The organism is Kocuria sp. UBA1838, from assembly GCF_002338785.1.
Taxonomy (GTDB): Bacteria; Actinomycetota; Actinomycetes; order Actinomycetales; family Micrococcaceae; genus Kocuria; species Kocuria marina.
Map to the genome: position 1 here is coordinate 67221 of NZ_DDIY01000010.1, position 25644 is coordinate 92864.

The 25644-nt window shown below is 68.3% G+C and carries 21 protein-coding genes and 2 tRNA genes; 12 read left to right on the forward strand and 11 right to left on the reverse strand.

The genetic code is table 11. From position 1 onward, the window contains the following. Positions 1–93: 93 nt before the first annotated feature. From ilvC to B3I25_RS05360, 4 genes are all read right to left on the reverse strand, one after another. Positions 94–1119 carry a ketol-acid reductoisomerase gene (gene ilvC / locus B3I25_RS05345; RefSeq protein ID WP_035964613.1) on the reverse strand — a complete coding sequence of 342 codons (1026 nt, stop codon included), beginning with the start codon at positions 1117–1119 and terminating at the stop codon, positions 94–96. 98 nt (positions 1120–1217) lie between these two features. Then, the gene (gene ilvN, locus B3I25_RS05350; RefSeq protein ID WP_064845687.1) at positions 1218–1727 is read right to left on the reverse strand and encodes an acetolactate synthase small subunit; all 510 of its coding nucleotides are present in this window, start codon (positions 1725–1727) and stop codon (positions 1218–1220) included. A gap of 3 nt (positions 1728–1730) precedes the next feature. After that, positions 1731–3608, reverse strand: coding sequence for an acetolactate synthase large subunit (locus tag B3I25_RS05355; RefSeq protein ID WP_286738140.1), 1878 nt, complete (start codon positions 3606–3608; stop codon positions 1731–1733). A 364-nt stretch (positions 3609–3972) separates the two neighbouring features. Continuing rightward, a complete protein-coding gene (locus B3I25_RS05360) occupies positions 3973–4950 on the reverse strand; it encodes an NAD(P)-dependent oxidoreductase (protein WP_286738142.1) in 978 nt (325 codons plus the stop codon). Positions 4951–5115: 165 nt separating this feature from the next. Between B3I25_RS05360 and B3I25_RS05365 the strand changes: the two genes are divergently transcribed. Then, positions 5116–5188 (forward strand) — tRNA-Lys (locus tag B3I25_RS05365). Positions 5189–5315: 127 nt separating this feature from the next. Here the strand turns inward: B3I25_RS05365 and B3I25_RS05370 are convergent. Continuing rightward, positions 5316–5831, reverse strand: coding sequence for a MarR family winged helix-turn-helix transcriptional regulator (locus B3I25_RS05370; RefSeq protein ID WP_064845690.1), 516 nt, complete (start codon positions 5829–5831; stop codon positions 5316–5318). Positions 5832–6118: 287 nt separating this feature from the next. Between B3I25_RS05370 and bcp the strand changes: the two genes are divergently transcribed. The 8 genes from bcp (at position 6119) to B3I25_RS05410 (ending at position 14178) form a co-directional block, all read left to right on the forward strand. Then, complete coding sequence (gene bcp / locus B3I25_RS05375; RefSeq protein ID WP_064845691.1) at positions 6119–6592, forward strand: thioredoxin-dependent thiol peroxidase; 474 nt, start codon at positions 6119–6121, stop codon at positions 6590–6592. A 155-nt stretch (positions 6593–6747) separates the two neighbouring features. Beyond that, positions 6748–6832 (forward strand) — tRNA-Leu (locus tag B3I25_RS05380). Between the two features lie 52 nt (positions 6833–6884). Next, a complete protein-coding gene (locus B3I25_RS05385) occupies positions 6885–8492 on the forward strand; it encodes an ABC transporter substrate-binding protein (RefSeq protein ID WP_286738145.1) in 1608 nt (535 codons plus the stop codon). Between the two features lie 115 nt (positions 8493–8607). Continuing rightward, positions 8608–10092, forward strand: a complete 1485-nt coding sequence (locus B3I25_RS05390; protein ID WP_286738146.1) for a malate:quinone oxidoreductase — start codon at positions 8608–8610, stop codon at positions 10090–10092. Positions 10093–10399: 307 nt separating this feature from the next. Further along, positions 10400–10750 (forward strand): MarR family winged helix-turn-helix transcriptional regulator, encoded by a 351-nt coding sequence (locus B3I25_RS05395; protein WP_231885488.1) that lies wholly within the window; start codon positions 10400–10402, stop codon positions 10748–10750. A 313-nt stretch (positions 10751–11063) separates the two neighbouring features. Next, positions 11064–12143, forward strand: coding sequence for a YihY/virulence factor BrkB family protein (locus B3I25_RS05400; protein WP_286738147.1), 1080 nt, complete (start codon positions 11064–11066; stop codon positions 12141–12143). A 257-nt stretch (positions 12144–12400) separates the two neighbouring features. Then, complete coding sequence (locus B3I25_RS05405) at positions 12401–13498, forward strand: S-(hydroxymethyl)mycothiol dehydrogenase (protein ID WP_064845695.1); 1098 nt, start codon at positions 12401–12403, stop codon at positions 13496–13498. Continuing rightward, positions 13495–14178 (forward strand): MBL fold metallo-hydrolase, encoded by a 684-nt coding sequence (locus B3I25_RS05410; protein ID WP_098054731.1) that lies wholly within the window; start codon positions 13495–13497, stop codon positions 14176–14178. The genes B3I25_RS05405 and B3I25_RS05410 overlap by 4 nt, the downstream gene beginning before the upstream one ends. 79 nt (positions 14179–14257) lie before the next feature. On the opposite strand, the gene B3I25_RS05415 is transcribed toward B3I25_RS05410, so the two are convergent. From B3I25_RS05415 to B3I25_RS05425, 3 genes are read right to left on the reverse strand one after another with little or no spacing between them, the layout of a single operon-like run. Next, positions 14258–15544, reverse strand: a complete 1287-nt coding sequence (locus B3I25_RS05415; protein ID WP_286738151.1) for a hypothetical protein — start codon at positions 15542–15544, stop codon at positions 14258–14260. A 9-nt stretch (positions 15545–15553) separates the two neighbouring features. Beyond that, positions 15554–18826: an AAA family ATPase gene (locus tag B3I25_RS05420; protein WP_286738153.1), complete on the reverse strand. Its 3273-nt coding sequence runs from the start codon at positions 18824–18826 to the stop codon at positions 15554–15556. Between the two features lie 11 nt (positions 18827–18837). Continuing rightward, positions 18838–20061: an exonuclease SbcCD subunit D gene (locus B3I25_RS05425; RefSeq protein ID WP_286738154.1), complete on the reverse strand. Its 1224-nt coding sequence runs from the start codon at positions 20059–20061 to the stop codon at positions 18838–18840. Positions 20062–20647: 586 nt separating this feature from the next. Between B3I25_RS05425 and B3I25_RS05430 the strand changes: the two genes are divergently transcribed. From B3I25_RS05430 to B3I25_RS05440, 3 genes are all read left to right on the forward strand, one after another. Next, on the forward strand, positions 20648–21154 hold the full coding sequence (locus B3I25_RS05430; protein ID WP_286738155.1) for a DUF6318 family protein: 507 nt from the start codon (positions 20648–20650) through the stop codon (positions 21152–21154). 326 nt (positions 21155–21480) lie between these two features. Then, complete coding sequence (locus B3I25_RS05435; RefSeq protein ID WP_098054736.1) at positions 21481–22260, forward strand: PKD domain-containing protein; 780 nt, start codon at positions 21481–21483, stop codon at positions 22258–22260. Positions 22261–22469: 209 nt separating this feature from the next. Next, a complete protein-coding gene (locus B3I25_RS05440; RefSeq protein WP_286738156.1) occupies positions 22470–23660 on the forward strand; it encodes an ADP-ribosylglycohydrolase family protein in 1191 nt (396 codons plus the stop codon). Between the two features lie 28 nt (positions 23661–23688). On the opposite strand, the gene B3I25_RS05445 is transcribed toward B3I25_RS05440, so the two are convergent. The 3 genes from B3I25_RS05445 to B3I25_RS05455 all read right to left on the reverse strand — a co-directional run. Beyond that, entirely contained in the window at positions 23689–24270 is a 582-nt protein-coding gene (locus tag B3I25_RS05445) for a 3'-5' exonuclease (protein WP_131332686.1), read from the reverse strand. A gap of 39 nt (positions 24271–24309) precedes the next feature. Continuing rightward, positions 24310–25170, reverse strand: coding sequence for a phosphotransferase family protein (locus B3I25_RS05450; protein ID WP_064845701.1), 861 nt, complete (start codon positions 25168–25170; stop codon positions 24310–24312). 3 nt (positions 25171–25173) lie between these two features. Next, a partial coding sequence (locus B3I25_RS05455) for a non-canonical purine NTP pyrophosphatase (protein WP_286738159.1) occupies positions 25174–25644 on the reverse strand: 471 nt, incomplete at its 5' end.

A 25644-nucleotide genomic window follows, 5' to 3' on the forward strand; every position in this document is an offset into this window, starting at 1 on the left:
CGACGCCGCGGTGCCCCTCCCGTGGGAGGGGCACCGCGGCGTCGTCGTCAGTTATGTCACGCCCTGTCGGCGAGGAGGCAACGGAAGGAGGGATCAGCGAGCGGCGGTGCCCTCGGTGTAGTCCTCGTCCGTCTGCTCCCACGCGAACAGCGAGCGCAGCTGGCGGCCCGTTGTCTCGATGGGGTGCTTCTCCTCCTTGGCGCGCAACTCCTTGAACTCGCTGCCGCCGGCGGCCTGGTCCTTCATGAAGCGGTCCGCGAAGACGCCCTCCTGGATGTCCTTGAGAACGTCCTGCATGCGCTCCTTGACGGAGGGGTCGATCACGCGCGGGCCGGAGACGTAGTCGCCGTACTCGGCGGTGTCGGAGATGGACCAGCGCTGCTTGGCGATGCCGCCCTCGACCATGAGGTCCACGATGAGCTTGAGCTCGTGCAGCACCTCGAAGTATGCGATCTCCGGCTGGTAGCCGGCCTCGGTCAGCGTCTCGAAGCCGTACTGGACCAGGTGGGACATGCCGCCGCACAGCACGGCCTGCTCACCGAACAGGTCCGACTCGGTCTCCTCGGTGAAGGTGGTCTCGATGACGCCGGCGCGCGTGCCACCGATGCCCTTGGCGTAGGACAGCGCGAGCTGCAGCGCCTGACCGGACGCGTCCACCTCGACGGCCACGAGGTCCGGGACACCGCGCCCGGCCTCGAACTCGCGGCGCACGGTGTGGCCCGGGCCCTTGGGGGCGACCATGGCCACGTCCACGCCCTCGGGGGCCGTGATGTAACCGAAACGGATGTTGAAGCCGTGCGCGAAGAAGATCGCGTCACCCTCGTCCAAGTTGTCCTTGATGGACTCCTCGAACACCTGCGCCTGGACCTGGTCCGGGGTCAGGATCATGATGACGTCCGCTTCCTTGGCGGCCTCGGCCACGGTCAGCACGCGCAGGCCCTGTGCCTCCGCCTTGGCGCGGGACTTGGAGTTCTCGGACAGGCCGATGCGGACGTCCACGCCCGAGTCACGCAGGTTCAGCGCGTGGGCGTGGCCCTGTGAGCCGTAGCCGATGATGGCCACGGAGCGGTTCTGGATGATCGACAGGTCGGCGTCGTCGTTGTAGTAGATCTTTGCCATGGGCTTGCTCTATCTCCTTCGAATAGCGGATGGGCATTGCACGTCGGGGCGCAACGGCACGGGCGTTGCGCGGGATGCGGTGTCCTGCGGCCGAGCGGTCAGTGACGCAGGGCGCGATCGGACATGGATTTGGGGCCGCGGCCCAGGGCCACGGTGCCGGCTCGCACGATCTCCCGGATCCCGAAGGGCTCCAGGACATCCATGAGGGCGTGGATCTTGTCGCGCGATCCGGTGGACTCGATGACCACGGATTCCGTGGAGACGTCCACGATCGTGGCGCGGAACAGGTCCGCGGCCTGCGTGACCTGCAACCGGGTGGCCGCGTCCGCGCGGACCTTGACCAGGATGTGGTCCCGCTGCACGGAGGACTCCGGCGACAGCTCCACGATCTTGATCACGTTGATCAGCTTGTTCAGCTGCTTGGTGACCTGCTCGAGCAGCTCACCCTCAGCATCGACCACCACGGTGATCCGGGAGATCCCGTTCAGCTCCGTGGGGCCCACCGCGAGCGAGTGGATGTTGAACGCGCGCCGCGCGAACAACCCCGCCACGCGGGTCAGCACGCCCGGCTTGTCCTCCACCAGGACGGAAAGAGTGTGTCGGCTCATCGATCAGTCCTCCGTGTTCCACTCGGGCGTCATGTTGCGGGCGATCTGGATCTGGTCGTTGGAGACCCCGGCGGGGACCATGGGCCACACCATCGCGTTCGCGGAGACCACGAAGTCGATCACCACGGGGCGGTCGTTGATCTCGAGCGCCTTCTTGATGGTCTCGTCCACGTCCTCGTCCTTCTCACAGCGCAGGGCGGCACAGCCGTAGGCGTCCGCAAGCTTGACGAAGTCGGGGATGCGACGGGAGTTGTGACCCGTGTTCAGCTCCGTGTGGGAGTAGCGACCGTCGTAGAACAGGGTCTGCCACTGGCGCACCATGCCCAGGGACGAGTTGTTGATCACCGCGACCTTGATGGGGATATTGTTGATCACGCACGTGGCAAGTTCCTGATTGGTCATCTGGAAGCACCCGTCACCGTCGATCGCCCACACCACGCGGTCCGGCTGGGACACCTGTGCACCCATGGCCGCGGGGACCGCGAAGCCCATGGTGCCCAGGCCCGCGGAGTTCAGCCACTGCCGGGGCCGCTCGTAGTCCACGAACTGCGCGGACCACATCTGGTGCTGTCCCACACCGGAGACGTAGACCGCATCCGGCCCGGTCAGCTCGGAGATCCGCTCGATCACGTACTGGGGGCTGCCCAGACCGTCATCGGTCTTGGTGTAGCCCAGCGGATAGGTCTCGCTCAGGGAGTTCAGGGTATCCCACCACAGACCCAGATCCGGCGTGCTGGTTTCCTCGAACTCCTGGCGCACGGCCTGGGTGAGGTCCGGGATCACGTACTTGAGATCCCCCACGATGGGCACGTCCGCCACGCGGTTCTTGGAGATCTCCGCGGGGTCGATGTCCGCGTGGATCACCTTGGCGTTCGGGGCGAACGAGCTCAGCTGACCGGTCACGCGGTCGTCGAAGCGCGCTCCCAGGGTGATCAGCAGGTCCGACTGCTGCAGCGCGTACACCGCCGGCACGGTCCCGTGCATCCCGGGCATGCCCAGGTTCTGGTCGTGCGAGTCGGGGAAAATCCCGCGCGCCGTGAGCGTGGTGACCACCGGCGCGCCGGTGAGTTCGGCGAGCTCGAGCAGTTCCGCGGGCACGTCCGCCCGCATGGCGCCGCCACCCGTGTAGAGCACCGGACGCTGTGCCGCCGCGATCATGCGGGCGGCCTCCTTGATCTGCTTGGAGTGCCCGCGCGTCACGGGACGGTAGCCCGGCAGTTCCATCTGCGGGGGCCAGCTGAAGGTCATCATCGCCTGCTGGGCGTCCTTGGCCACGTCCACCAGAACGGGTCCCGGACGCCCGGTCGAGGCGAGGTGGAAAGCCTCCGCGATGACCCGGGGGATCTCCTGGGCGTCGGTGACCAGGTAGGAGTGCTTGGTCACCGGCATGGTCATGCCCACGATGTCCGCCTCCTGGAAGGCGTCCGAACCGATCGCGGAGCTGGCCACCTGACCGGTGATCGCGAGCATGGGGATCGAGTCCATGTTGGCGTCCGCGAGCGCCGTCACGAGGTTCGTGGCACCGGGACCGGACGTGGCGATGCACACGCCCACGCGACCCGAGGCCAGGGCGTAGCCCTCCGCGGCGTGCCCCGCACCCTGCTCGTGGCGTACGAGGATATGGTTGATCTTCTCGGCGTCCAGCAACGGGTCGTAGGTGGGCAGGATGGCACCACCCGGCAGACCGAAGACGTCCGTGACACCGAGCTGCTCGAGGGAGCGGATGATCGCCTGGGAACCGGTCATCTCCTCCGGGGCCACGACCTCCGCCGCGGTACCCGTCAGCCGTGCCTGGTCCGTCTCCGCGGGCCGGGGCACCGAAGCCGCGGGCGGCCGCCGCTGGGCCATCACCGCCGGTGAGATCGGCTGATCCTTACTCATAGTGCTGTGTCCTTACCTGCTGTGTTGTGCGAGATGCCGAGCGGGGTGGCGCGGGGCGAGCCGGTGACAGGTCGTCATACATGGAAAAAGGCCCTTGCCACGGGTTCCGTGGGCTGAGGGCCTGGCGGGTACGCGCGTCGAGTACTCCTCAGGCCCGGTGTCCAATGAGGACGACCGGTACGAGGTCTACCACGATGCGCAGTGCCGTTGTCATACCGACCATGGTGTGACCCACAGAACGCGGGTGTCAAACTACGGACACCCCTTCTCACAATGTGAAACATTGTGTCCCCCACCGCGGCACCCCCGTCCGCGTGCGCGAGCCCGTCCGTGGTCGACCGTGCGGGACCGTGGTTGTCCGTGCTCACTCGTCCTGCAGGGCCAGTCGGCCCGGCTGCACGAGGAACTGCGGTGAGCGACCCTGCCGGATCAGTTCCAGCTGCTCCAGGATCAGCTTGCGCACCCGGGGCCGGAAGGAGACGTTGGAGCCGCCCACGTGGGGCAGCACGATCGAGCCCGCCGCGCTCATCAGGGAGTGGTCACCGGGAAGCGGTTCAGGGTCCACCACGTCCAGCGCGCAGCGAAGACGGCCCGAGACGACCTCCGCGGTCAGGGCGTCCGTGTTCACCACGGGACCCCGGCCCACGTTGACCACGAGGGCGTCGTCCGGCAGCAGTGCCAGGGTCCGCTCGCCCACCAGGTCGCGGGTCGCATCGCCGAGGGGTAGCGCGAGCACCAGGATGTCGGTGCGCGGCAGGATCTCGTCGAGTTCGTCGATGCCGTGGATACGGCCGGCCTCGCCCTCGCGGGCGTGGGAAGCCACTCGAGTGAGCTCCACCTCGAACGGTGCGAGTCGGGAGATGACCGCGCCTCCGATCTTCCCGACGCCCACCACGGTGACGCGAGAGTCAGCCACCGCGCGCGAGAAGTACCGCTTGTAGACACCCTCGTGCTGTTGCAACACGGCCCGGTCCAGGTTGCGTTGCGCGGCGATGATCAGTCCCAGGGCGATCTCCGCGGTCCCGGCCGCGTGCACCCAACCGCCGGCGGCCAGGGCCACGTCCTCACCAATCTTCTCGGGCACGCCGTCGAAGCCCGTGGACTGCAACTGCACCAGGCTCACGTCCCGCACGACGGAGGGGTCCTTGAGCCAGCGCCCGCTGTAGTAGGGGGCCACGGCGATGTCCACGTCCTCCCGGGCGCAGCCCTCCGGCTCGTTCTCCAGATCCCACAGCACGCACGTGAAATCGGTGGTTTCGGCGCTGATCTCGTCGAAGAGCTGCTGCTCGGGCAAGGAGATCACACGCAGGTCGGACAGCGGAACATCCTGGGAGTGGCTCATGCCCCCGATTCTACGGTCCGGTATACGCCGTAGGACCCGTACTACGGACGTGGCCATCGGCACCCCGCAGCCCGATTTGACTCCCCCCGCCGTGGTGCTAAAGTAATCTCTCGTTGCGAGGGAGAAAGCAACGGCGAACACCGCCCGCTGACCCGTCCAACGCCCGCGCCTCTAGCTCAATTGGCAGAGCAATTGACTCTTAATCAATGGGTTCAGGGTTCAAGTCCCTGGGGGCGCACGGAACGACCGAAAGGACCGGATCACATGTGATCCGGTCCTTTCGCTGTCTGAACTCAACGAGCGTGCGCGGTCGCCCCGCCGCTCGTCGTGTTCCGGGTCACGACGACGCCGCTGCGCCGCCGGGGTCAGCGCGACGTGGCGCTGTGTTCCGACTCCGTCGGTGAGTCGGCACCCTCCGTGGGACCGGCCGGGGTCTCGGCGCCATCCTCGACCTCCATGCGCCAGCGTGCACCACCCAGGGTGGAGATCAGGTCGATGAGCTTGCGGCGGAACTGCTCGTCCGTGTCACGGTCGCTACCCAGCAACCCCTTCTCCAACCGCGCGGCGTCCACGAGGACCCGCTCCCCCGCCGGGGAGATGCTCACCATGTGGGAACGGCGGTCGAGCGCGTTGCGGGAACGCGTGATGTGACCATGCACCTCCAACCGGTGCAGGGTCTTGCCCATGGTCTGGGCCTGGACGCGCACTTGGTGGGCCAGTTGCGCCTGCGTCATGCTGCCCTCCGAGCGGAGGACGTCCAGGGCCATCACGCCCGCGTGGGTGATACCGAGAGACGCGAGGTTCTCGTTCCACGCGTGTTCCACGAGGCGAGCCGCCGTGGACAGCAGACGGTTCGTGGGCCACTGGTTCTTGTAGGACATAGGACTATCGTATCCGCTCGACGAAATCGCTGAACAATACTACGGGGCACCCCGCCAGTCAAATCCCCGCGCCGAACATCGTCTTGCGAACCCCTCTCGTGCGACTGCGGGAACCGCCCGGGACCGTGCGCACTGGGCGCGGGGCGGACGCAGCGACGTCGTACGGCGGGACCGAGACCGGAGCCGGTGCGCGAACCCGAAGCATGGCATGCTCGGGTGCATCCCTGAACTGTACGTGAGAACGCGTCCTTAGGGAACACCTGTCACTCACCAGGAAGGATCACGCCATGACCGTTCGTCTGTCCCCCGGGGACGCCGCTCCCGATTTCACCCTGCCCGACGCCCACGGGGAGCCCGTCGTCCTGGCGGGCCTGCGCGGTAGCAAGGTCATCCTGTACTTCTACCCCCGCGCCGAGACCCCCGGCTGCACCACGCAGGCGTGCGACTTCCGGGACAACATGGCCTCGTTCGGTGCCGAGGGTTACCGTGTGCTCGGGATCTCGCCGGACGCTCCCGCTGCCCTCGAGCGCTTCGCACAGAACGAGGGTCTGGGCTTCCCGCTGCTCTCGGACGAGGACCACGCCGTGGCGGAGGCGTACGGCGCGTGGGGCGAGAAGAAGAACTACGGGAAGGTCTATGAGGGTCTCATCCGCTCGACCGTGGTGCTCGACGAACAGGGGACGGTGAGCCTCGTCCAGTACAACGTGCGCGCCAAGGGGCACGTGGCCAAGCTGCGCCGGGACCTCGGCCTCGACACCTGAGCGGGCGGCCGCCGCCCGGCCTGGGACCCGGAACCGGGGCCGCACCGCGCGCTTCTCGGCGAGCGCGGAGGAAGCACTGGTTAGTCACTGGTTAGTATGGTGGACGATTCCGGGCACCCCCTCCGCGTTCAGGCCGGGTCCGGGTCCCGATGTCAGCGCGAGTGGTGGAACTGGTAGACACGCAGGATTTAGGTTCCTGTGCCTCACGGCGTGCGGGTTCGATTCCCGTCTTGCGCACCATGATGCCGCGTACTGCCGTGCGACGACGCGGCGGCCAGAGAAAGGATGCGCCGTGGTTGCTGAGAACCGCCTCGGACGGCGTTCCTTCCTCTCCCTCGCGGGCGCGGGGTTCATGCTCACCGGTTGCGGGTCCACGACCGCCCGCCCCTCGGCGAGCGCCACCGCACCCCGCAACACGTTTGTTCTGGCGCACGCCGCGGCACCGGCGGGGCTGGACCCCTCCCGGAGGAACTCGCAGGAGACGGCCCGGATCGCCACGCAGATCCTGGAGGGGCTCGTTACGGCGGACCGCTCGACCGGTGAGCCCGCGCCGGGCCTCGCGGAGTCGTGGGAGCTCGCGGATGATCGTCGGTCCGTGACGTTCACCCTGCGCCGGGGGGTCCGCTTCCATGACGGTGCCGCGCTGGACGCCGCCGCGGTCAAGGCGAACTTCGACAAGTGGCAGGCCCAGGCCGAGTCCTCCGAACCGTGGGCCTCGCGCTGTGCGTTCGCCACGGCCTTCCGCCACGGCACGTCGAGCCCGCTCGTGGCCTCGGCCTACGCCGGCACGGAGGTCACGGACGAGCGCACCGTGGTGGTGAAGCTCACCCGCCCCTACACGCCGCTGCTGGCCGCCCTGACCCAGCCGGCGTTCGGGATCGCCTCCCCCGCGAGCATCGAGGCGGGGACGGAGAACGAGCACCCCGTGGGCACGGGCCCCTTCCGCTTCGACTCGGCGACCGCCGACACCGTGAAGCTCTCCGCCCACGAGGGCTACTGGGGCGAGCTCGGGGACGTGGGCACCCTCGAGATGCGGGTCATCCGTGACGCACATGTGCGCTGTGCGGCCCTGCTCACGGGTGAGGTGGACGCGTACGACCTCGTGGGGCTCGACGCCTTCGCGCCCCTCGCGCGCCGCGGCGTGCAGGTGCTCTACCGCGACCCCTACTCCGTGTCCTACCTCGGGTTCAACCGTTCCGTCCCCGTGCTGCGGGACGTCGCGGTACGCCGCGCCGTCGCCTCCGCGATCGACCGCGGTGCCCTGGCGTCCCAGCTGTACCCCAGCGGGACCAACGTGGCGGACCAGTTCGTCCCCGCCCGGTTCAACGTGGACGGCGAGAACCTGCAGATCCCCGGCTACGACCCCCAGCGCGCCCGGGACCAGTTGCGGGCCAGTTCCTACCGGGGGCAGGCCCTGCGCTTCTACTACCCGCGCAATACGTCCCGGATGTACCTGCAGGAACCGGAGCGCGTGTACGCGCAGATCTCGGCGCAGCTCACCCGTGCGGGCTTCCGTCTGGACCCCGTCCCCATGGACTGGGACGACGGGTACGTGGACGCCGTGACCGACCCCACCGCGGGCCACGCGTTCAGCCTCCTGGGCTGGAGCGGGAGCTTCCGCGACCCCGACGGCTTCATGGGCCCGTTGCTGGGCACCCCCGACGCACAGTTGGGGGACGACGACGCCGGGTTGCTCACCGCGGTCAACCGCGCCGCCACCATGCCCCAGGGCGACGCCCGCAATGCCGCGTACCGCACGCTCAATGACCGCGTCTCGGCGGTGATCCCGGCCGTGCCGCTCGCGCACCCCGTCTCGGCGGTGGCTGTGAACTCGCGCGTGGCGTCCTTCCCGTTGACCTCCACGGGGTTCGAACGCTTCAACGAGCTGCGCCTGGCCTGAACCGCACCATGTGTGCCCGGCGGCTCCGTTGGGAGTTGACTGGAGCTGGGGATACCCTGGACAACGGAAAGCCTCGGCGCAGTGCCGCGTCGATCATGCACGCACGGGAGACAATGTGACTTCATCTCAACCCACCGAATCCGTCGACGTCGTCCTGGTGGGCGCCGGCATCATGAGCGCCACGCTCGCGACCCTGCTCAGCGACCTGCAGCCGGACTGGTCCATGACCGTCCTGGAGCGCCTCAACGCCGCGGGTCTCGAGAGCTCCAATGCCTGGAACAACGCGGGCACCGGACACTCTGCGCTGTGCGAACTGAACTACGCACCCCAGGCCGCGGACGGCACTGTGAGCGCCAAGAAGGCACTGAACATCAACGAACAGTTCCAGGTGACGCGCCAGCTGTGGAGCTCGCTCGTAGAGAACGGCACGCTCGAGTCCCCCGACACGTTCATCAACCCCGTGCCCCACATCTCCATGGTGTTCGGTGAGGACCACGCGGACTACCTGCGCGCCCGCTACGACGCGTTCAAGCCTCACAAGCTGTTCGAGCGCATGGAGTTCACCGAGAACCGCGACCAGATCGCCGAGTGGGCGCCCCTCACGATGCACGGCCGCGGCGCCGGTCGCGTGGCGGCGACCTTCGCCCCCGAGGGCACGGACGTGGACTTCGGTGCCCTCACCAACCAGCTGCTCACCCACCTGACCGGGCGCAACCTGACCATGCGCTACGGCCAGGAGGTCACCACGCTGAAACGCCAGAGCGACGGTTCCTGGAACGTCTCGGTCGAGGACAGGCTCAACAGCGACAACAACCGCGTCATCCACGCGCGTTTCGTTTTTCTGGGTGCCGGCGGCGGCGCGCTGTCCCTGCTGCAGAAGTCGGGGATCCGGGAGGCCAAGGGCTTCGGCGGGTTCCCCGTCTCCGGTCTCTTCCTGCGCAACACCGATCCCACCGTCACGTCCCAGCACAACGCCAAGGTCTACGGCCAGGCCTCCGTGGGCGCCCCGCCCATGTCCGTGCCCCACCTGGACACGCGCTACGTCCACGGCGAGCGCACCCTGATGTTCGGGCCCTACGGCGGGTTCAAGCCCAACTTCCTCAAGCACGGTTCCCTGCTGGACCTGCCCAAGAGCGTGCGCGCACACAACCTCTACCCCATGACCCGTGCGGGTCTGGCCAACCTGGACTTAGTCAAGTACCTCGTGGGCGAACTGACCAAGACCCGGTCCCAACGCATGGACGCACTACGGGAGTACTACCCCGCCGCCGAGGAGTCCCAGTGGGAGCTCATCGAGGCCGGTCAGCGCGTGCAGGTCATGAAGTCAGATCGGCAGAAGGGCGGCGTGCTGCAGTTCGGCACCGAACTCGTGACCAGCGCGGATGGCTCGATCGGTGCTCTGCTGGGCGCCTCCCCCGGCGCGTCAACGGCCGTGCCGATCATGCTCAACCTGCTCTCCCGCTGCTTCCCGGCAAAGATGTCCGAGTGGGAGCCCAGGATCAAGGAGCTGATCCCCTCCTACGGCAAGAAGCTCGATGAGAACCCGCAGCTCGCGGACGAGATCATGGGTCACACCGCCCAGGTGCTCGGCATCAAGTAGTCCCGTTCCGGCGGACGTTACGGAGGGTCTTTATGCACTGCGCACAAAGACCCTCCGTCGTCTCCACCTCTCATCAGCTGTGCCCCAATGCGTGGACAGGCTCTGTCCTCCCGGCCACAAGTGTGGACACCGCTCGCTGGGGGCGCGCTCATCCCCTCTCGTAACATGTAGATAACGTCCATAGGGGGTGGACGTTGCCAAAGGGGGAAGAATGACATCAAGGGGGAGTGTCGAAGCGTGGGATGCACTAAGCCGCTGCCATGTGTCGGTGACACGTCAGCTCCAACGCGGAGTGGATTTACGCGGCTTGTCTCGTCGTGAGTTCGAGGTCCTGGCCGCGCTGTGCACCACCGGCCGGGGTGGCCTGCGGTTACGCGATCTCAACAGCCACGTGCTGTTGACGCAATCGAGCCTCTCACGCATGCTCGAGCGTCTCGAGAACAAGGGGCTCGTGACCCGGCGCCAGGATTCCCAGGACCTGCGCGGTGTGCGGGTCGCCCTGACCGATGCCGGGACCCAGCTCTACGAGCAGATCTCGCAGGACAACGACCAGATGGTCGCGGACGTCATGAGCACCGCTCTGGACGCCCAGGAGATCAGGGTGCTCACGCGACTGAGTGAACGCATCCATCAGTACGCGTTGTCGTTGTCACGGTGACCGATCCGCACCGCTGCACGCACTGACCCGCCCGTACGGCGGCCCACACCGCGCCCACGATTCGTCGTGGGCGCGGTGTCGTGTCCGGCGACGTCGCGTACAGCGGAGTCGCGCCCCGGTGGTGCCGCATGCCCCGATACCATATGATGCAGTGCCGCGCCCGACGGCGCTGCGCCGTGCGGCGGTGTCGTCGGCAGTACCGGGGCCGGCGCCGTAGAGGCGCACGGTGCGTGGGCAGGGGTCGGGAGGTCGCTAAACTTCTGAGAGTACCTGCTTTGCGCAGCCACCACATCCGCTCCTGGAGAGGACCCCCATGACCAGTCAGCACCCGGAGTCCACGGTACGTCGTGAGAACGCCGCCCCTGACCCGGACCACGACGCCAAACCCGACTCCCCCACCGAACTCAAGGGGAAGTCGTGGGGCTACGTCTTCAAGCGGGCCGTGTCCGAGTTCAGCAAGGACGGGTGCACCGACCTGGCCGCCACGTTGACGTACTTCGCGGTGCTCTCGATCTTCCCGGCGCTGCTGGCGCTGGTGTCCCTGCTCGGTGTGTTCGGTCAGGGTGAGGCCACCACGAACGCCATCCTGGACTTCCTGAACCGCTACGCTCCCGCGGCCCTCGTGGACCTGCTGTCCGGGCCCATCTCCCAGTTGACCACGCAGTCCGGGGCCGGGTTCGCCCTGGTCGTCGGTGTCGTGGGTGCCCTGTGGACCGCGTCGGGTTACACCGGTGCGTTCGCCCGCGCCATGAACCGCATTTACGAGATCTCCGAGGGCCGCCCCTTCTGGAAGCTCAAGCCCATCATGCTGCTGATCACCCTGATCATCGTGCTGATCGTGGCCGCCGTGATGTTCATGGTGTTGCTCTCCGGTGACTTCGCGCAGACAGTGGGTGACCTGGTGGGTCTGGGTTCCACCACCGTGACCGTGTGGAACTGGGCCAAGCTGCCCGTCATCCTGTTCCTGCTCGTGCTGCTCATTGCGATCCTGTACTATGCGACGCCCAACGTGAAGCAGCCCAAGTTCAAGTGGTTGAGCCCGGGTGCGGCCATCGCGCTCGTGTTCATGATCATCGCCGGGCTCGGGTTCGCTTTCTACGTGGCGAACTTCTCGAGCTACAACGCGACCTACGGCGTCATCGGCTCCGTGATCATCCTGCTCCTGGGCCTGTGGATCATGAACAACGTGCTCCTCTTCGGCGCCGAGGTGGACGCCGAACTCGAGCGTGGCCGCCAGTTGCAGGGCGGGATCCGTGCCGAGCACGCCGTCCAGCTGCCTCCCCGGGACACCGCCCAGGTGAAGAAGCAGAAGGAGAAGGAGGAGAAGCTCGAGGCCGAGGGGCGCAAGATCCGGCTGCGCACCGAGCACGTGGACTACTCCCAGGACTCCTGAGTCCCCACGACGATCCTTGGCAACGCGGGCCCGCACCATGATGCGGGCCCGCGTTCTCATGTTCAGGGCCTGGCACCCGGTGTCGCCGACCGGGTTCGTCATCCGGTTTCTCGTCAACCCGGATCATCTCCCGGCTCGTCATCCGCACCCGGTTTTCGTCGCGGGGCGAACGACGCGGCGTCGTCGTACGATGCGTGGCGGCCACCATGCATACTGGGAAGGACGCTAGGAAGCTACGAGACGACGGAGGCAACCGTATGCACAAGGTCAAAGGCGTGGTGGTGCGGGCCAAGAACGAGCCCGCCACCGTTGAAACCATCCTGGTCCCCGATCCGGGGCCGGGCGAGGCACTCGTGGACGTGCTCACGTGCGGGGTGTGTCAGACGGACCTGCACTACAAGGTGGGCGGCGTGGGGGACGCCTTCCCCTATCTCCTGGGGCACGAGGCCGCAGGCGTGGTCAGCGCCGTGGGCGAGGGTGTCACGGAGGTCGCCGTGGGCGATCACGTGATCCTCAACTGGCGCGCGGTGTGCGGCGAATGCCGGGCGTGCCGCCGCGGTGAACCGTGGTACTGCTTCAACACCCACAATGCCGAGCAGAAGATGACCCTCGAGGACGGCACAGAACTCGAGCCCGCCCTGGGGATCGGTGCGTTCGCGGAGAAGACGTTGGTCGCGGCCGGGCAGTGCACCCTCATCGAATCCCCGCTCGAGGGCGAACAGTACGCCGCGGTGGGTCTGCTAGGCTGCGGCCTCACCGCCGGGATCGGCGCGGCGATCAACACCGGTGCGGTCAAGCGCGGAGAGTCCGTAGCGATCATCGGCTGCGGCGGCGTGGGCACCGCCGCGGTCGCGGGTGCGGCGCTCGCGGGTGCGACGACGATCATCGCGGTGGACGTGGACGACGACAAGCTGAGCACCGCGCAGCGGCTCGGCGCGACCCACACGGTCAATTCTCGTTCCGTGGATCCCGTGGAGACCATCCGCGAGCTCACGGGCGGTCACGGCGCGGATCTCGTGATCGACGCCGTGGGCGTGGCCGACACCTTCATGCAGGCCTTCCAGGCGCGTGACCTCGCGGGTCGCATGGTCCTGGTGGGCGTTCCCAATCCCGGGACCGTGGCGGAGATCCCGCTGGACCAGGTGTTCTCCCACGGCGGGTCCATCAAGTCCGCGTGGTACGGGGACACCCTGCCCTCGCGCGACTTCCCGATGCTCGTGGACCAATACCTCCTGGGCCGGTTGGACCTGGATGCCTTCGTCTCCGAGCGCATCGCCCTCGAAGACGTGGACGCCGCGTTCGGGACCATGAAGTCCGGCAAGGTCCTGCGTTCCGTCGTGGAACTGGCCCGATGACGCGCACACCGCAGACCGTCCTGACCGACCCGCGCGGCGGCGTCACCGTCACGAACTGCGTCACGGAGGGTACGTTCAGCCTGGACGGCGAGACCTTCGACGTGGAGAACAACGTGTGGGTCGTGGGTAACCAGGCCGAGTGCGTGGTGATCGATCCCGCGCACGACCCCGACGCCGTGCTCGCCGCCGTCGCGGACCGCACCATCACGCACGTGCTGCTGACCCACGGTCACGATGACCACATCGCGGCGGTGCGCGAGTTCACCGACCGCGCGGGCACGGACGCCCCGATCATGATGAACCACGAGGACCTCATGCTGTGGCGCGCCGTCTACCCGGAGGGGCCCGAGCCCGAGCCGTTGCGAGACGGGCAGGAGATCCTCGCTGGCACCGTGATGTTCACCGTGTTGGCCACGCCCGGCCACTCTCCCGGGTCCGTGGTGTTCCACGCCCCGCACCTGGGTGAGAACGGGGTGGTCTTCACCGGGGACACGTTATTCCAGGGCGGCCCGGGTGCCACGGGGCGGTCCTATTCGGACTTCCCCACGATCATCGACTCCATCGAGAAACGGCTGCTCACGCTGCCCGAGGACACCCTCGTGCTCACGGGCCACGGCGACTCCACGACCATCGGCCAGGAGAAGCCACACCTGAGCGAATGGATCGCCCGCGGCCACTGAGTGATCGCGCTCGCGGTACGACGCCGCTCGGCCCGGTCCCCTGCGAACCGGCCCGGGCGGCGTCGTCGTGTGAGCAGCGTCAGATGCGGGGCCTGGGCCCGGGGCTGCGGCGTTGCGTGTAGTTGAAGATGAGGGCGGTGGCCAACAGCACCATAGCGGCCGCCATGGGGACCATGGCCGCGGTCATGTCGTCGAAGTGTACGCCCAGGTACGCGCTGAGCGTGAGTCCCAGCGCCGTGGCGATGCTCGACGTCACAGTCATGCGTGCCACGAGTCCCAGGAAGTCGCTGCCCGCAGTGACGTAACCGGCACTGCTGTGGAGGCACAGCAGGCACGGGCCTGAGAACAACCCGAGCGCGAGGAGCACGAGGGAATACCCCACGAAACCGGACGGCCCGGACATGAGCATGGATGCCAGCAGTGCACCCGTGGCGGCGAGAATCCACATGTTCTCAGCGCTCAACCGGCGGCGGAAACGCACGGCCAGGCTCGACCCCACGGCGGCCCCGAACCCCAGCAACGCATAGATGACCCCCATGGTCTCCACGCTGTCCAGGGACACTGAGTACACCACGAGGCACCCGAGTACCGCGCCCATGAGGGCGTTCAGCGCCGCCACACCGTAGATCAATCCATGGCTCAACCGGAACACGGCACGGCTGCGCCCGGGCGCGCCGCGGGGGCGTCGCCAGGACCAGAGGGGCATGTCCGCGCGGGGACAGCGGGCGGAGGAATGCAGGACGAATGCCGCCGTGATCAGCACGGTCCACACAGCGGCGAAACGCAGCACCACCGCCGGGCCCATGGTCACAGCGAGCAGTCCCGTGAGCGCGGCACCCAGCACCGTGGCCAGTCCCTCGTTCACGGATTCGCGGCGCATGGCCGCCGGGAACGCTTGTGACCGGTCCTGTGCTCGCAACACGGAGGCCCAGCGGAGCCGCGCGGCCAGTCCCATGGGTGTCATGACCACGCCGGCCACGAAGAACGGCGCGAGCGCGGACACGGCATCCCACGAGACCGGGATCTCGGTGACCTGGGCTCGTGACAGCACCCAGAGGATGATCCCCTGGATCAGGGAGAACGCGACCAGGGCCCACAATCGCCAGCGGGCGTTGGCCAGCGCTGCCACACCCACGCCGCTCACGGCTATGCCGAGACACAGGGACGCCGAGCTCAACGCGGCCGTCCACGCGGAGGAGGACGAGACCGCCACGAGCGTGAGCAGGCCCAACGGGGCCATGACCTGGGGCAGGCGGAGCAACATGGTGATCGCGCCCAGCCCGCGATCACTGCGCACGGTGCGTTCACGCAGGGTGAGCACCTTGCCGGGCTTCTCGGGCGCGGGGCGGCGGATCGCGGTACTCACGACCTCAGCCTACGCGGCATCCCACGGCCCCGCGACGACCGACAGATGCGAGCCACCGGGGGTCTTGGTGACCACGAGCTGGGTGTCGATGCGCTGTTTCATCTCGCTCACGTGGGACACCACACCGATGACCCGCCCCGTGCGGCGCAATCCGTCCAGGGTCTCGAGGACCTGCTCGAGGGTTTGTTCGTCAAGGGAGCCGAAACCCTCGTCCACGAAGAGCGTGTCGATCTCCCGTCCCCCGGCCTCGGACCGGACGACATCCGCAAGAGCCAGGGCGAGCGCGAGCGAGGTGAAGAAGGATTCCCCGCCCGACAGTGTCTCCGTACCGCGGCGGACACCGGTCCACGAGTCGTCGATCTCGAGTCCGAGCCCGGACTTGCCACCCCCTCGGGTGCGATCCGTATGCACCAGTGTGAAGCGGCCGGAGGACATCCGTGCGAGGTGTTCGGACGCCACCGCGGCCACGTGCTCGAGTTTCGCGGCGAGCACGAACGAGGTCAGGGTCATCCGCAGGGCGTTCTCGGGGGAATTCGCGGTGGCCACGTCCGCGAGTCCGCTCAGGCGCTGGGCGTTCTCTCGAGCGCGCTCGAGTTCGACGTGTCGGGCGGGCATGTGCTCGGCGTGGGATGCGGCGTCGGCCGCGAGGGTCTGCAGTCCGCCCAGCTTCTGGTTCAATGCATCCCGCAACTGTTCGTACCCGTCCCGTTCGGCGGCGGTGCGAGCCAGTGCTTCCTCGGACAAGCCCGCGCGTTCCTCGGCGCTGAGCCCCTCGGCGCGTTGCATGTCCTGGGTCGCGAGTTCCGCCGAGACTGAGTCCCGCTCCTCCTGCAGGGCGGTGAGCCGCTCGGAGAGTCCGGCCGCGTCCGCCGGGTCCATGAGAGCCTCGTCCGCGGCGCTCTCGGTCTCGAACGGGGACGCGTCAAGGGCACGTTCCACGGCACCCTGCGCGGTGCGGACCTCGTGTTGCGCGGCCTCCAGCGCCCGCTGTTGCGATTCCCACTCGCTCACCGTGCGCACGAGGTGCTCGGACCGTTCGAGGAACTCGGTGGCCGAATCGAAACCCCTGATGCGCAGGGCCAACTCCTCACGCACCCGGTCGCACCGTGTCAGGAGTCCCTCGAGGCGCGCACGGGTCCCCGCGATGTCACCGTTGATCCGCGTCCCCTCCCCCTCGAGATCTTGGACCTCCCGCCGAGCAGCCGCGATCTCGGCCTCACCCCGGCGCACCCGGGTCAGGCTCTGCTCGAGTCGGGCCAGTTCCTCATCGGCGTGGCGGCACCGGTCCACGGCAGCGTCGACGTCCGTGTCCGCGCCGCGCGCGAGCGCCTCGGCCGCGCCGGTCTGCGCCCGCTGCCACGCTGCGTGGGATGCATCCACGGTGTCCTGTGCGGTGTCCCGGGCGGCGCGTGCGCGATCGAGTGCGTCATCGGTGACCTCGTCCTCGGTTCCGGCGCCGGCGAGGTGCGGGTGCTCCGTGGCTCCGCACACGGGGCACGGATCCCCCGGCTCCAGCCCGGTGGCGAGGGTCGCGGCCGCACTCGCGTAGCGCTGCGCTTCGAGCGCTTCCACGTGCTGGGCGGCAGCCCGCCGTGCGGTTTCATCCTCCCGGTACCGGCGCCCCCGTTCCTGCTCCTCCGCCCGGGCCCGTGCGTATTCCCGACTCGCGGCCACGGCCTCCCGCGCGGTGCGGGCCCGTTCGCGCACGAGGGCCTCGTCCTTGACCTCCCCCAGGAGTTCGCGATGCGATTCCTCGCTGCGGGTCAAGGCGTCCCGCGCGGAGGCGAGATCCCGGGTGAGGTGCGTCGCCCGCTCCTCGAGCGCCGAAAGGGCCTTGCGTTCGCGAGCCGCCTCCTCCTCGTCCCTCGTGAGCGACTCCTCCTGGGCCACGGCGCCCCTGGCGGATTCGCGCGCGGTCACGACTGCATCGCGCAGACCCGCGGGCACCTGCCCGGACTCGTCCACGGCGTCCATGAGGCTCGCGTCCGGACCCAGAATGTGCTGAGCCACGCGGGCCGACGGCGCGTCCCCCGTGACAGTGGCACGCAGGTCGGTGACGGCGGCGTCGAGGGTCGCGACGCGCCGTCGGGCGTCACGCAGTTCCACGAGCGGTACTTGCAATTCCTGTGCCGCCTCGTGCTCGCGCAGTTGTCGGGCCGCGTCCTCCGACTGCTCCGCGTACTCCGCGAGTTCATCCCGGCGCCGCGTGAGTTCGCCGCGCCTCCTGACCAGCGAATGCAGGGTCTCCAATTGTGCGTAGCGCTGCTGGGCCCCTGTGTACGACGACGCCGCGCCGTCCCGTGCCCGGCCCACCGTGTCTACGAGGGTGTCGCAGTCGTCGACCAGCTCACGCCATCGATCCGGGCCCCCTTCGTTGTCGGCGTCCCCCGATTTCCCGTCCGCAGGCCCCTCCTCCGAAGCGGCCGACGCAGCACTGGTCGAGGCTCGGCCCTGGTCAGACGAACCCGCGTCGGTTTCTCCACCGTTGGGGTCCGCCGCAGTGCCCACGGCGACGTCGCCGACCGACCCCTCGTCCGACGGGAGATCCAATCGGGTCCGGAGCGCCCCGGGGAGGTCCGATAAGACGTCCTCCGGTAACCGGGCGACCGTGTGGGCCACGCGTTCCCTGAGCCGGGCGAGGACCTCGTCCGCTCGTTCCGCCTCGCGTTCCGCCTCGTGCAGGACGCTCTTGGCTCGATCCGAGCGCGTTTTCAGCTCATCCTGGATGTCCGCGTAGACGTCCGTGCCGAACAGCGTTTCCAGGAGGTCTTCCCGCTCCTTGGAACCGGCTTGCAGGAACCTGGCGAACTGGCCCTGGGGAAGCATCATCACCTGGGTGAACTGCTCACGGTCCAGGCCCACGACGTGGTGGATGGTCTGCCCCACGTCGTCCGGGCGGTAACCGCGGTCCACCCATTGCCCCGCCACGTGTTCCCGCAATGACACCGTGGCGTGACGGTCGCTCCACCCGGACGCGGCCCGGGAGGACGGCTCGCGCCACGCGGGCGTCCTGCTCACGTGCCACCGCCGGCCACCCGCCGTGAACTCCAACTCGACGCGCGGCCCGGTGCGGGGATCCGCGTGATCACTGTGCTGGGCCTTGCGCCCGCCCTTGGCGGCAGTCGTGGGCCCGGATCCGTAGAGCGCGAAGCAAATGGCATCCAACACGCTGGTCTTACCCGACCCGGTTTCGCCGTTGAGCAGGAAGACCCCTGCCTCGTTCAGGACGTCGAAATCCACCGTCTCCCGCTTGGCGAACGGCCCGAAGGCGGTGATCTCCATCCGATGCAGCTTCACTGCTCCACTCCCCTGCTGCGCGCGGCGGCCACCGCGTCCGCGATCTCGTCCTGTTCCGGCCCGGACAGCCCCCGGTGCCGCACGTGGTCGTAGAACTGGGCGCACAGCTCCTCGGCACCGGCGGCTTCCGCGACCCGCGCGCTGTACGCCTGCTGGGTCAGAGTCCGGCCGCCCTCGGGTTCCCAGCGCAGTTCCACCGTGCGGGGGAACCGCGTCCTGATCCGATCCATCGCGGATGCCGGGCGGTCACGATCCGTGAGGACCACCTGACACCAGGCACCCTCCGCCGAGGTGTGCGCCGGATCCCGTAGCAACTCGTCGAGTGTCCCCCGCAGGCACGCCAGATCCATGCGCGCGGCGTGGTCCAAGCCGGTGACCTCACGGACCCCGGTCTCCTGGACATCCACGAGCCACGCTCCCTTGGGGTGTCCGGCCTCGGAGAAGGAATAGGCCACGGGCGAGCCGCTGTAGCGCACGGCGTCCGCGACTCGCTGCCGGCGGTGGATGTGGCCGAGCGCCGTGTAGTCATGACGGGCGAAGACCTCCGCCGGGACGGTGCCGAGGCCCCCGGAATCGACGACGCGCTCCGAATCCGTGGATTGCGCCCCCGTCACGAACGCGTGCGCCATGACGACGGACGGGATGTCGCCTCGTTCTTTCCTGTCCGCATCGATGCGCTCCATCACGGTGCCCAGCACGGCCTGGTGCGTGGGTGCACAGTCGAGCGACGGCGCGGCCGCGCGCGGTTCGATGTACGGGATGCCGTACACGGCCACCGTGAACGCCCCCGACAGGGTGGCACCGCGCGGGTCGAGAGCGGGCGGCGTCGTCGCCCGGGCGACCGTGACCGAGGAGTCCTCCGACTGCGAGAGCAGGACCGGAACGTGGGCCTCCGCCACGCGGGTCAACAGGTGGACGCCACCGTGGGACATGATGCCGGAGCCGAAACCCAACCGCGCCGGGGAGTCGTGGTTGCCGCTCGTGAGTATCACGTGCGCGCCCGCCTCGCGGATCTGCGCCAGGGTGGTGCTGAGCAGCTCCACCACCTCCGTGCGGGGCTGGGCGCGGTCGTACACGTCCCCCGAGACCAGGACCGCGGAGACACCGTGGTGCCGCACCCACTCGACGATCTCGGCCATGGCCTGCGCCTGGACGTCCAGGATGTCGACGCCGTGGAAGGTACGCCCCAGGTGCCAGTCGGAGGTGTGCAAGATCAGCATGGGGTCAATGTAACCGCGGTCTCGGACACCCACAGCGACCTCCCGCACATGTGCAGGTCACACGGCGCAGGCCCCCTGACGGTGTGATCCACCGCGGCCGCCACCGCTTCGCTAGGCCGGCGGCGCGCCACGTGGCGGATTGTTTCTACTCGCTAGTTCCCTCTTCCACGCCGTGACCAGGGGTCATGCATGCGCATGTTCTTCGTCGTCCACAAGCTACGGCCCGGCCATGGCCCGCGCCGTCTTGCGCCTCTATGCTCTGGGGAATGTCTGGTACGTCACACAACGGTGTGGCACGAGGGGGTTCACCGGGATGCATTCACCACGACTGATCGCCACGGCCGGCCGGGGAACGACCCTCGCCCTGCTCGCAGCGCTGCTACTCATCGGGTGCGGTAACGGCTCGCCCGGAGCGGGTGGGGGTGACAGCGCCGCGCCCACGGGAGCCACTTCCGCGGGGACGACGGCGCAGCCCACGTCCCCCGCGCCGGACGCCTCCCCCGCATCCCCGACGACGCCGCAGAGCGGGTCCCCGAGCGGGTCCGACAGCGCATTGCCCGATGACTGGCGTCCGGAGGAACCCACGGTGCTGGCCACGGGCCAGAAGGTCCCGGAGGACTACGAACCCGCCACGCTGGAGCATCCGGCCCGCAATGTTCCCAAGCCCGTGATGCCCGCGGAGGCCAGGGACGAAACCGAGGCCGGCGCGCAGGCGTTCCTGAACTATTGGCTAACCGCGCAATGGTACGCGTTTCAGACGGGGAACACCTCCTACGCTCGAGAGGTGACTTCTGAGACTTGTAGCAGGTGCACAGATCAATTTTCGAGAATTGCGGACAGTTACGATTCCCAGAAATGGATGGCCGGGGGAAATGAGACGTCCGAATTCCTGCCAAACTCCTTCAGGCAGCGTCCAACGGGCGAGTACACGATACCGGTTGAAGCAACGAGTTCCGGAATTCTGGTAATCAACGACCATCAGGTCGTCAGCCGACAAATGCCATACAACAGCGCGGACGCCCTGGACGTGACGTTGATGTATGAAAGTGGCCGATGGATTTACATTACCGCCTCCCCCAGGGGATCGCTATGACAACCCATACTGGATATCAAAGATCCCTCGCGATAATATTTGCATTATTTCTACTCGCGCCGACTTATATAGGCGTCAATCAGGCCACCGCAGCCGAATCGGCTGACTCTTGGGGACAGGGCTATTTCGCAGGTTTCGAAAACACCACCGCCGATGCACACGGATCACTTATCCGCATGTCCTTGGAATCCCGGCGTAATGGCGCCACAGCACCGCAGCGAGGGATCCAAGCGGGGACAAGGGGCCAGCAGCCGGCCACGGCAGAAACGAGCGATTGGGATCCGGATACCGATCCTGCGTTCCAGAAGGCCCTGCGTGACCGGCTCATGTCCAACGAGGATTCAATCTTCTTCAACGCCCGCCTGATGGACACCGCTAAGAACAAAACCGTCTACGGCCTCCAAGACCCCTGCACCGACCAACGTGGGGCAGCACTCACACGGTGCCGTACCACCCAGGAATGCACCGACGACACCGGGGCCGCCGGTGTGAACATGGACATCGTCATTGGCGGGGCCAATGACAGGACCCGCGCCGCGCGCGGTACCCAACTGTGCGTCAGCAACACCCAAGCCGATCAAGCCAGCGACGACGGGTACGTGCCGCTGCCGGTGTTCACCCTCCAGGACTTCCAACAACTGGCCGTCGCCCCCGCCGCCAGTCACGTCCAACCCGCCCCGGACACCTTGAAGAACATGCACACCAATGTTTATGCGCAGGCCCAACCCCAGACCTTCACCACGACCCTGGGTGGCTACCCTGTCCAGGTGAGGGCCTACCCCGTCCAATACACCTGGTATTACGGGGACGGCACCACCCTGGGCCCCACACCCCTGACCGGGGCACCCCTACCCGACGGTGCGTGGGATGAGCCCACCGACACTTCCCACGTCTACACGACCACCGGGGACTTCACCGTGACCCTGACAACCTCGTTCTACGGGGAATACAACATCGCCGACACCGGCTGGCAACCGGTCGCCGGCTACAACCACGTCACCTCACCCCCGGTGGCGCTGAGTGTGTGGCGGGCCACCGTGCACAATGTCGCCGATGACTGCCACACCAACCCCACCGGCATCGGCTGCCCCGGCGCCGACAAATAGCCGAGTCCAGGGAAGGCCCCCACGCTCTCGAGGCCGGACATGCCCGTTAGCCCTCACAATCTCCTGAGGCACCCGGCCGACTTGATCCGTCCCGTACCCGAGGCGCCCCCAGCCCGGGCAGGCTCCCCTGCCGCCCGGGCCTCTTGAACGGCCCATGCCCGAGCTGCATCACCCCGCACGCTCCATTGCCACCCTCATAGACTGATCCCATGACCTCACCGCGCACGCCCGAACTGTTGGAACAAGACCGCGGTCTGGACGCGGCGTCGTCGTGGTATCCGTCGCTCGTGAGGAGCGTGTTCCTCGCGCCGTGGCGCGCGACCGCGGCCGAACGACCCGGCGAGGGAACCCAGCTCCTCGCGCGCACCGCGGGGGCGCTGAACGAGGTGGCCCACTGGGCGAATGACGGTCAGGCCGCGGATCCCACGGCGTGCGCGTGGCTCGCGTACTTGCGCTGGGCCGTGCGCAACGGCGCGAAGCTCCCCGGCGACGCACCGCACCCGCCCGACGACGACCTGGACCACGACTACCCCCTCCTCACCGCACCGGGTGAGCACGCCGGGGACGGTTTCACCGCCTTGTCCATGGGCCGCCTGGGCGAGGTCACTCGTCCGGTCCTGCCACTCGCGGACAGCGCCGAGATCCTGGCCCGCACGCTGCCCTATGGACTGGTGCCCCACATCGGGTGGAAGTCGCTCGTGGCCCTCGCCGTGGACTCGGCCGCGATCACCCACGGCAGCGCCGAGGCACAGACCGCGGCTGTTGGTGCGGCCCTGACCGTTCACGCGGCGGGCCGTGCGCGGGGCAGTGAGGCCTCACTGCAGGACGTGGTCGAGGAAACCGGCCGAGTGGTGGCACTCATGACCCGGCCCGCGCCCCTCACCCGGGAGCTGCTCGACCTGTGCGCGGACCGATCCGCCCGGGACTCCCTGTTCGATGGGATGACGGAACCCGCGGGAGCGTTCACGCGGGCCGTGGGGGACGGAACCGCGGCGTCGTCGGCCCTGGCACTGGGGCTCGCGGCGGTGCTGTGCGCCGAGGATGCGCCGCACGCGGACAACTCGGGGGACGACGTCGCTCAGCGGGCTCTCTCGCTGCTGTCCGGTCACCCGGCGGCGAACGACGCGGCACGTACCGTCGCGGTCAGTGTTGCTGCCGCGCGCTGGGGGCTCGGCGACGCCACACACGGCGAGGACATCGGGGAGAGCGACAACGGCGCCGCCGGCGACGACCGCATGGCCCGGCAGGACGCCGTGGCCGACGACAACAGCCGCACCACAAAAACGGACAGCGGCACGGACACATCCGGCACCGATCCCTCCGGAACCCGCGCGGCGACCCGCCGTGAACTGCTCGCCCTGGCCGATCGCTGGCTCACCCTGTGGCGGCCGCACGCCTGAGAATCACCCCGATCGGAGGCGCGTTGCGTCACAGGGTCGCGCGCTGCAGCCTGACCCCGTAGTGCGCCGTGAGTTCGGCCATGCTGCGCGCCCCACTGCGGCGCGCGAGATCGAGCACGATCCCGGCGCACGCGAGGGAGTCACTGAGCGCATTGTGGTGCTCCGCGACCTCCGCCCCCGCCGCGCGGGACGCCGACGGCAAAGCATAGGAACGCAGCGTGTAGGCCGCGCGGGCCAAGCGGAGAGTGCACGCGTAGTCCCACTTCCGAGCGGTTCCGCCGCACGCCCGGTTCGCCGCCTTGATCACGCCGGTGTCGAAGACGGCATTGTGTGCCACCAGAACCGAATCCGGATCCTCCGGGCTGATGTTCTCGCACATCCAGTCCCACAGCAGGTCGAACGTGGGCGCGTGGGCGACGTCCGCGGGCCGGATGCCGTGGATCCGGACGTTGCCGGGCTCGAACCCGTCGTGGCCGAGCGGCGGACGGATGAGTGAGTACCGGGTGTCCACCACCTGGCCGTCCCTGACCCGTACCACCCCCAGGGCGCACGCGGACGCAGGGCTGCGATTGGCGGTCTCGAAATCTATGGCGGTGAAACTGACGGGCACCCGATCAGGGTAGGCAACGCCTCCGACATGGCATGTCGCTCACACGGAGGCCATGGCGCGGGTCTCGTACCACGCGTCCGCCTTCTCCACGGCCTGGCGGATCTGGGCGGTGTCGAGCTCATGGTGCAGCGCGTATGCCACGGCCTGCAGCGGGAAGATCCGGGAGTGCAACCGCGCGCGCAGATAGTTCTCCTCGTCCGTCGCCTGGCGCACGCTGGACCAGCCGAACCAGAGTCCCAGGGACGCGACGTCGTACGCGGGATCGCTCATGCTCGCGTGGTCCCAGTCGATCACGCCCACCAGGTGATCGTCCTGCCACAGCATGTTGGAGCCCATGAGGTCCCCGTGCACGAGCCGCGGCGGGACGTTGTCCAGGGCCACGAGGTCCTCGATCGCATTCATGGCGCGGTCGCGGTTCCGCGGGAGCAGCAGCGGCAGAACCTGGTCCAGCAGGACGTGGCGACGGCGGTGACCGCCCCAGTGCTGACCGGGCCGGTCCAGCCACGGTTCCGCCGCGCGCGCGTCCGCATTATGTACCTGCTCGAGGACCCTGCGCAGCTCCCGCGGGTCCGCGTGCCCCGGCGGGCGGGGGCTGCCCGGGATCCAGGTCATCCCCACCGCGGTGTACCGCCCGTCCTGCAGCACGGGGGTCAGGGGGCGCGGCACGGCGAAGTCGAACTCCGGTAGCCGCGACAGCGCACGGGTACGCCTGCGCACGTTCTCCCCCGAGGTCGGGTTCTTGGCGATCCGCACGCTCATCACGTGCCCCGCGTTGACCACGATGTGCGCGGACCCGCCGGCGTGCAGCTCCCACTCGGAGCGATCCACGCGCACCCTGGCCTCCGCCAACACCGCCTCGACAGCCGGAGCAAAAGGTAGGTGTCCGCACGCGAAAGTCATGGGTCAGTCCTCTGGCTCCGGTTCCAGGGGGGACGCCACTGTGGCTTCCGGCCCGTCCTGCCGCGCGGTCCCACTCGAACCCGTGAGCAGCTGCAACAAGTGCGGCAACACGGCGGCCATGGCCTGCGCACGATGGCTGATCCTGTTTTTGTGCTCTGGGCTCAACTGCGCGCAGCTGAGGCCGTCCTGGCCGTCCGGGGCGAAGATCGGGTCGTAGCCGAACCCGTTCTCCCCCGCGGGTTCGCGCAGAATGTTCCCGGGCAGCTCACCCGTGACCACGTGCTCGGCGCCGTCTGGTGCGACGACCGCGGCGGCGCACAGGAAGGAGCCGCGGCGGTTTTCGGGGGCGATGTCCCCGAGCTGGGCGAGCAGCAGCTGGAGGTTGGCGGCGTCGTCGCCGTGGACCCCGCTCCACCGCGCGGAGAAGATGCCCGGGGCGCCGCCCATGACGTCCACGCTGAGTCCCGAGTCGTC

Coding starts and splice junctions, on each gene's coding strand:
- B3I25_RS05425 (WP_286738154.1), bottom strand. CDS start 20,061: ATGCTGATCTTGCACACCTCCGACTGGCACCTGGGGCGTACCTTCCAC.
- B3I25_RS05410 (WP_098054731.1), top strand. CDS start 13,495: ATGACGCGCACACCGCAGACCGTCCTGACCGACCCGCGCGGCGGCGTC.
- B3I25_RS05360 (WP_286738142.1), bottom strand. CDS start 4,950: ATGAGCCACTCCCAGGATGTTCCGCTGTCCGACCTGCGTGTGATCTCC.
- ilvC (WP_035964613.1), bottom strand. CDS start 1,119: ATGGCAAAGATCTACTACAACGACGACGCCGACCTGTCGATCATCCAG.
- B3I25_RS05420 (WP_286738153.1), bottom strand. CDS start 18,826: ATGGAGATCACCGCCTTCGGGCCGTTCGCCAAGCGGGAGACGGTGGAT.
- bcp (WP_064845691.1), top strand. CDS start 6,119: ATGACCGTTCGTCTGTCCCCCGGGGACGCCGCTCCCGATTTCACCCTG.
- B3I25_RS05440 (WP_286738156.1), top strand. CDS start 22,470: ATGACCTCACCGCGCACGCCCGAACTGTTGGAACAAGACCGCGGTCTG.
- ilvN (WP_064845687.1), bottom strand. CDS start 1,727: ATGAGCCGACACACTCTTTCCGTCCTGGTGGAGGACAAGCCGGGCGTG.
- B3I25_RS05450 (WP_064845701.1), bottom strand. CDS start 25,170: ATGACTTTCGCGTGCGGACACCTACCTTTTGCTCCGGCTGTCGAGGCG.
- B3I25_RS05435 (WP_098054736.1), top strand. CDS start 21,481: ATGTCCAACGAGGATTCAATCTTCTTCAACGCCCGCCTGATGGACACC.
- B3I25_RS05400 (WP_286738147.1), top strand. CDS start 11,064: ATGACCAGTCAGCACCCGGAGTCCACGGTACGTCGTGAGAACGCCGCC.
- B3I25_RS05405 (WP_064845695.1), top strand. CDS start 12,401: ATGCACAAGGTCAAAGGCGTGGTGGTGCGGGCCAAGAACGAGCCCGCC.
- B3I25_RS05370 (WP_064845690.1), bottom strand. CDS start 5,831: ATGTCCTACAAGAACCAGTGGCCCACGAACCGTCTGCTGTCCACGGCG.
- B3I25_RS05355 (WP_286738140.1), bottom strand. CDS start 3,608: ATGAGTAAGGATCAGCCGATCTCACCGGCGGTGATGGCCCAGCGGCGG.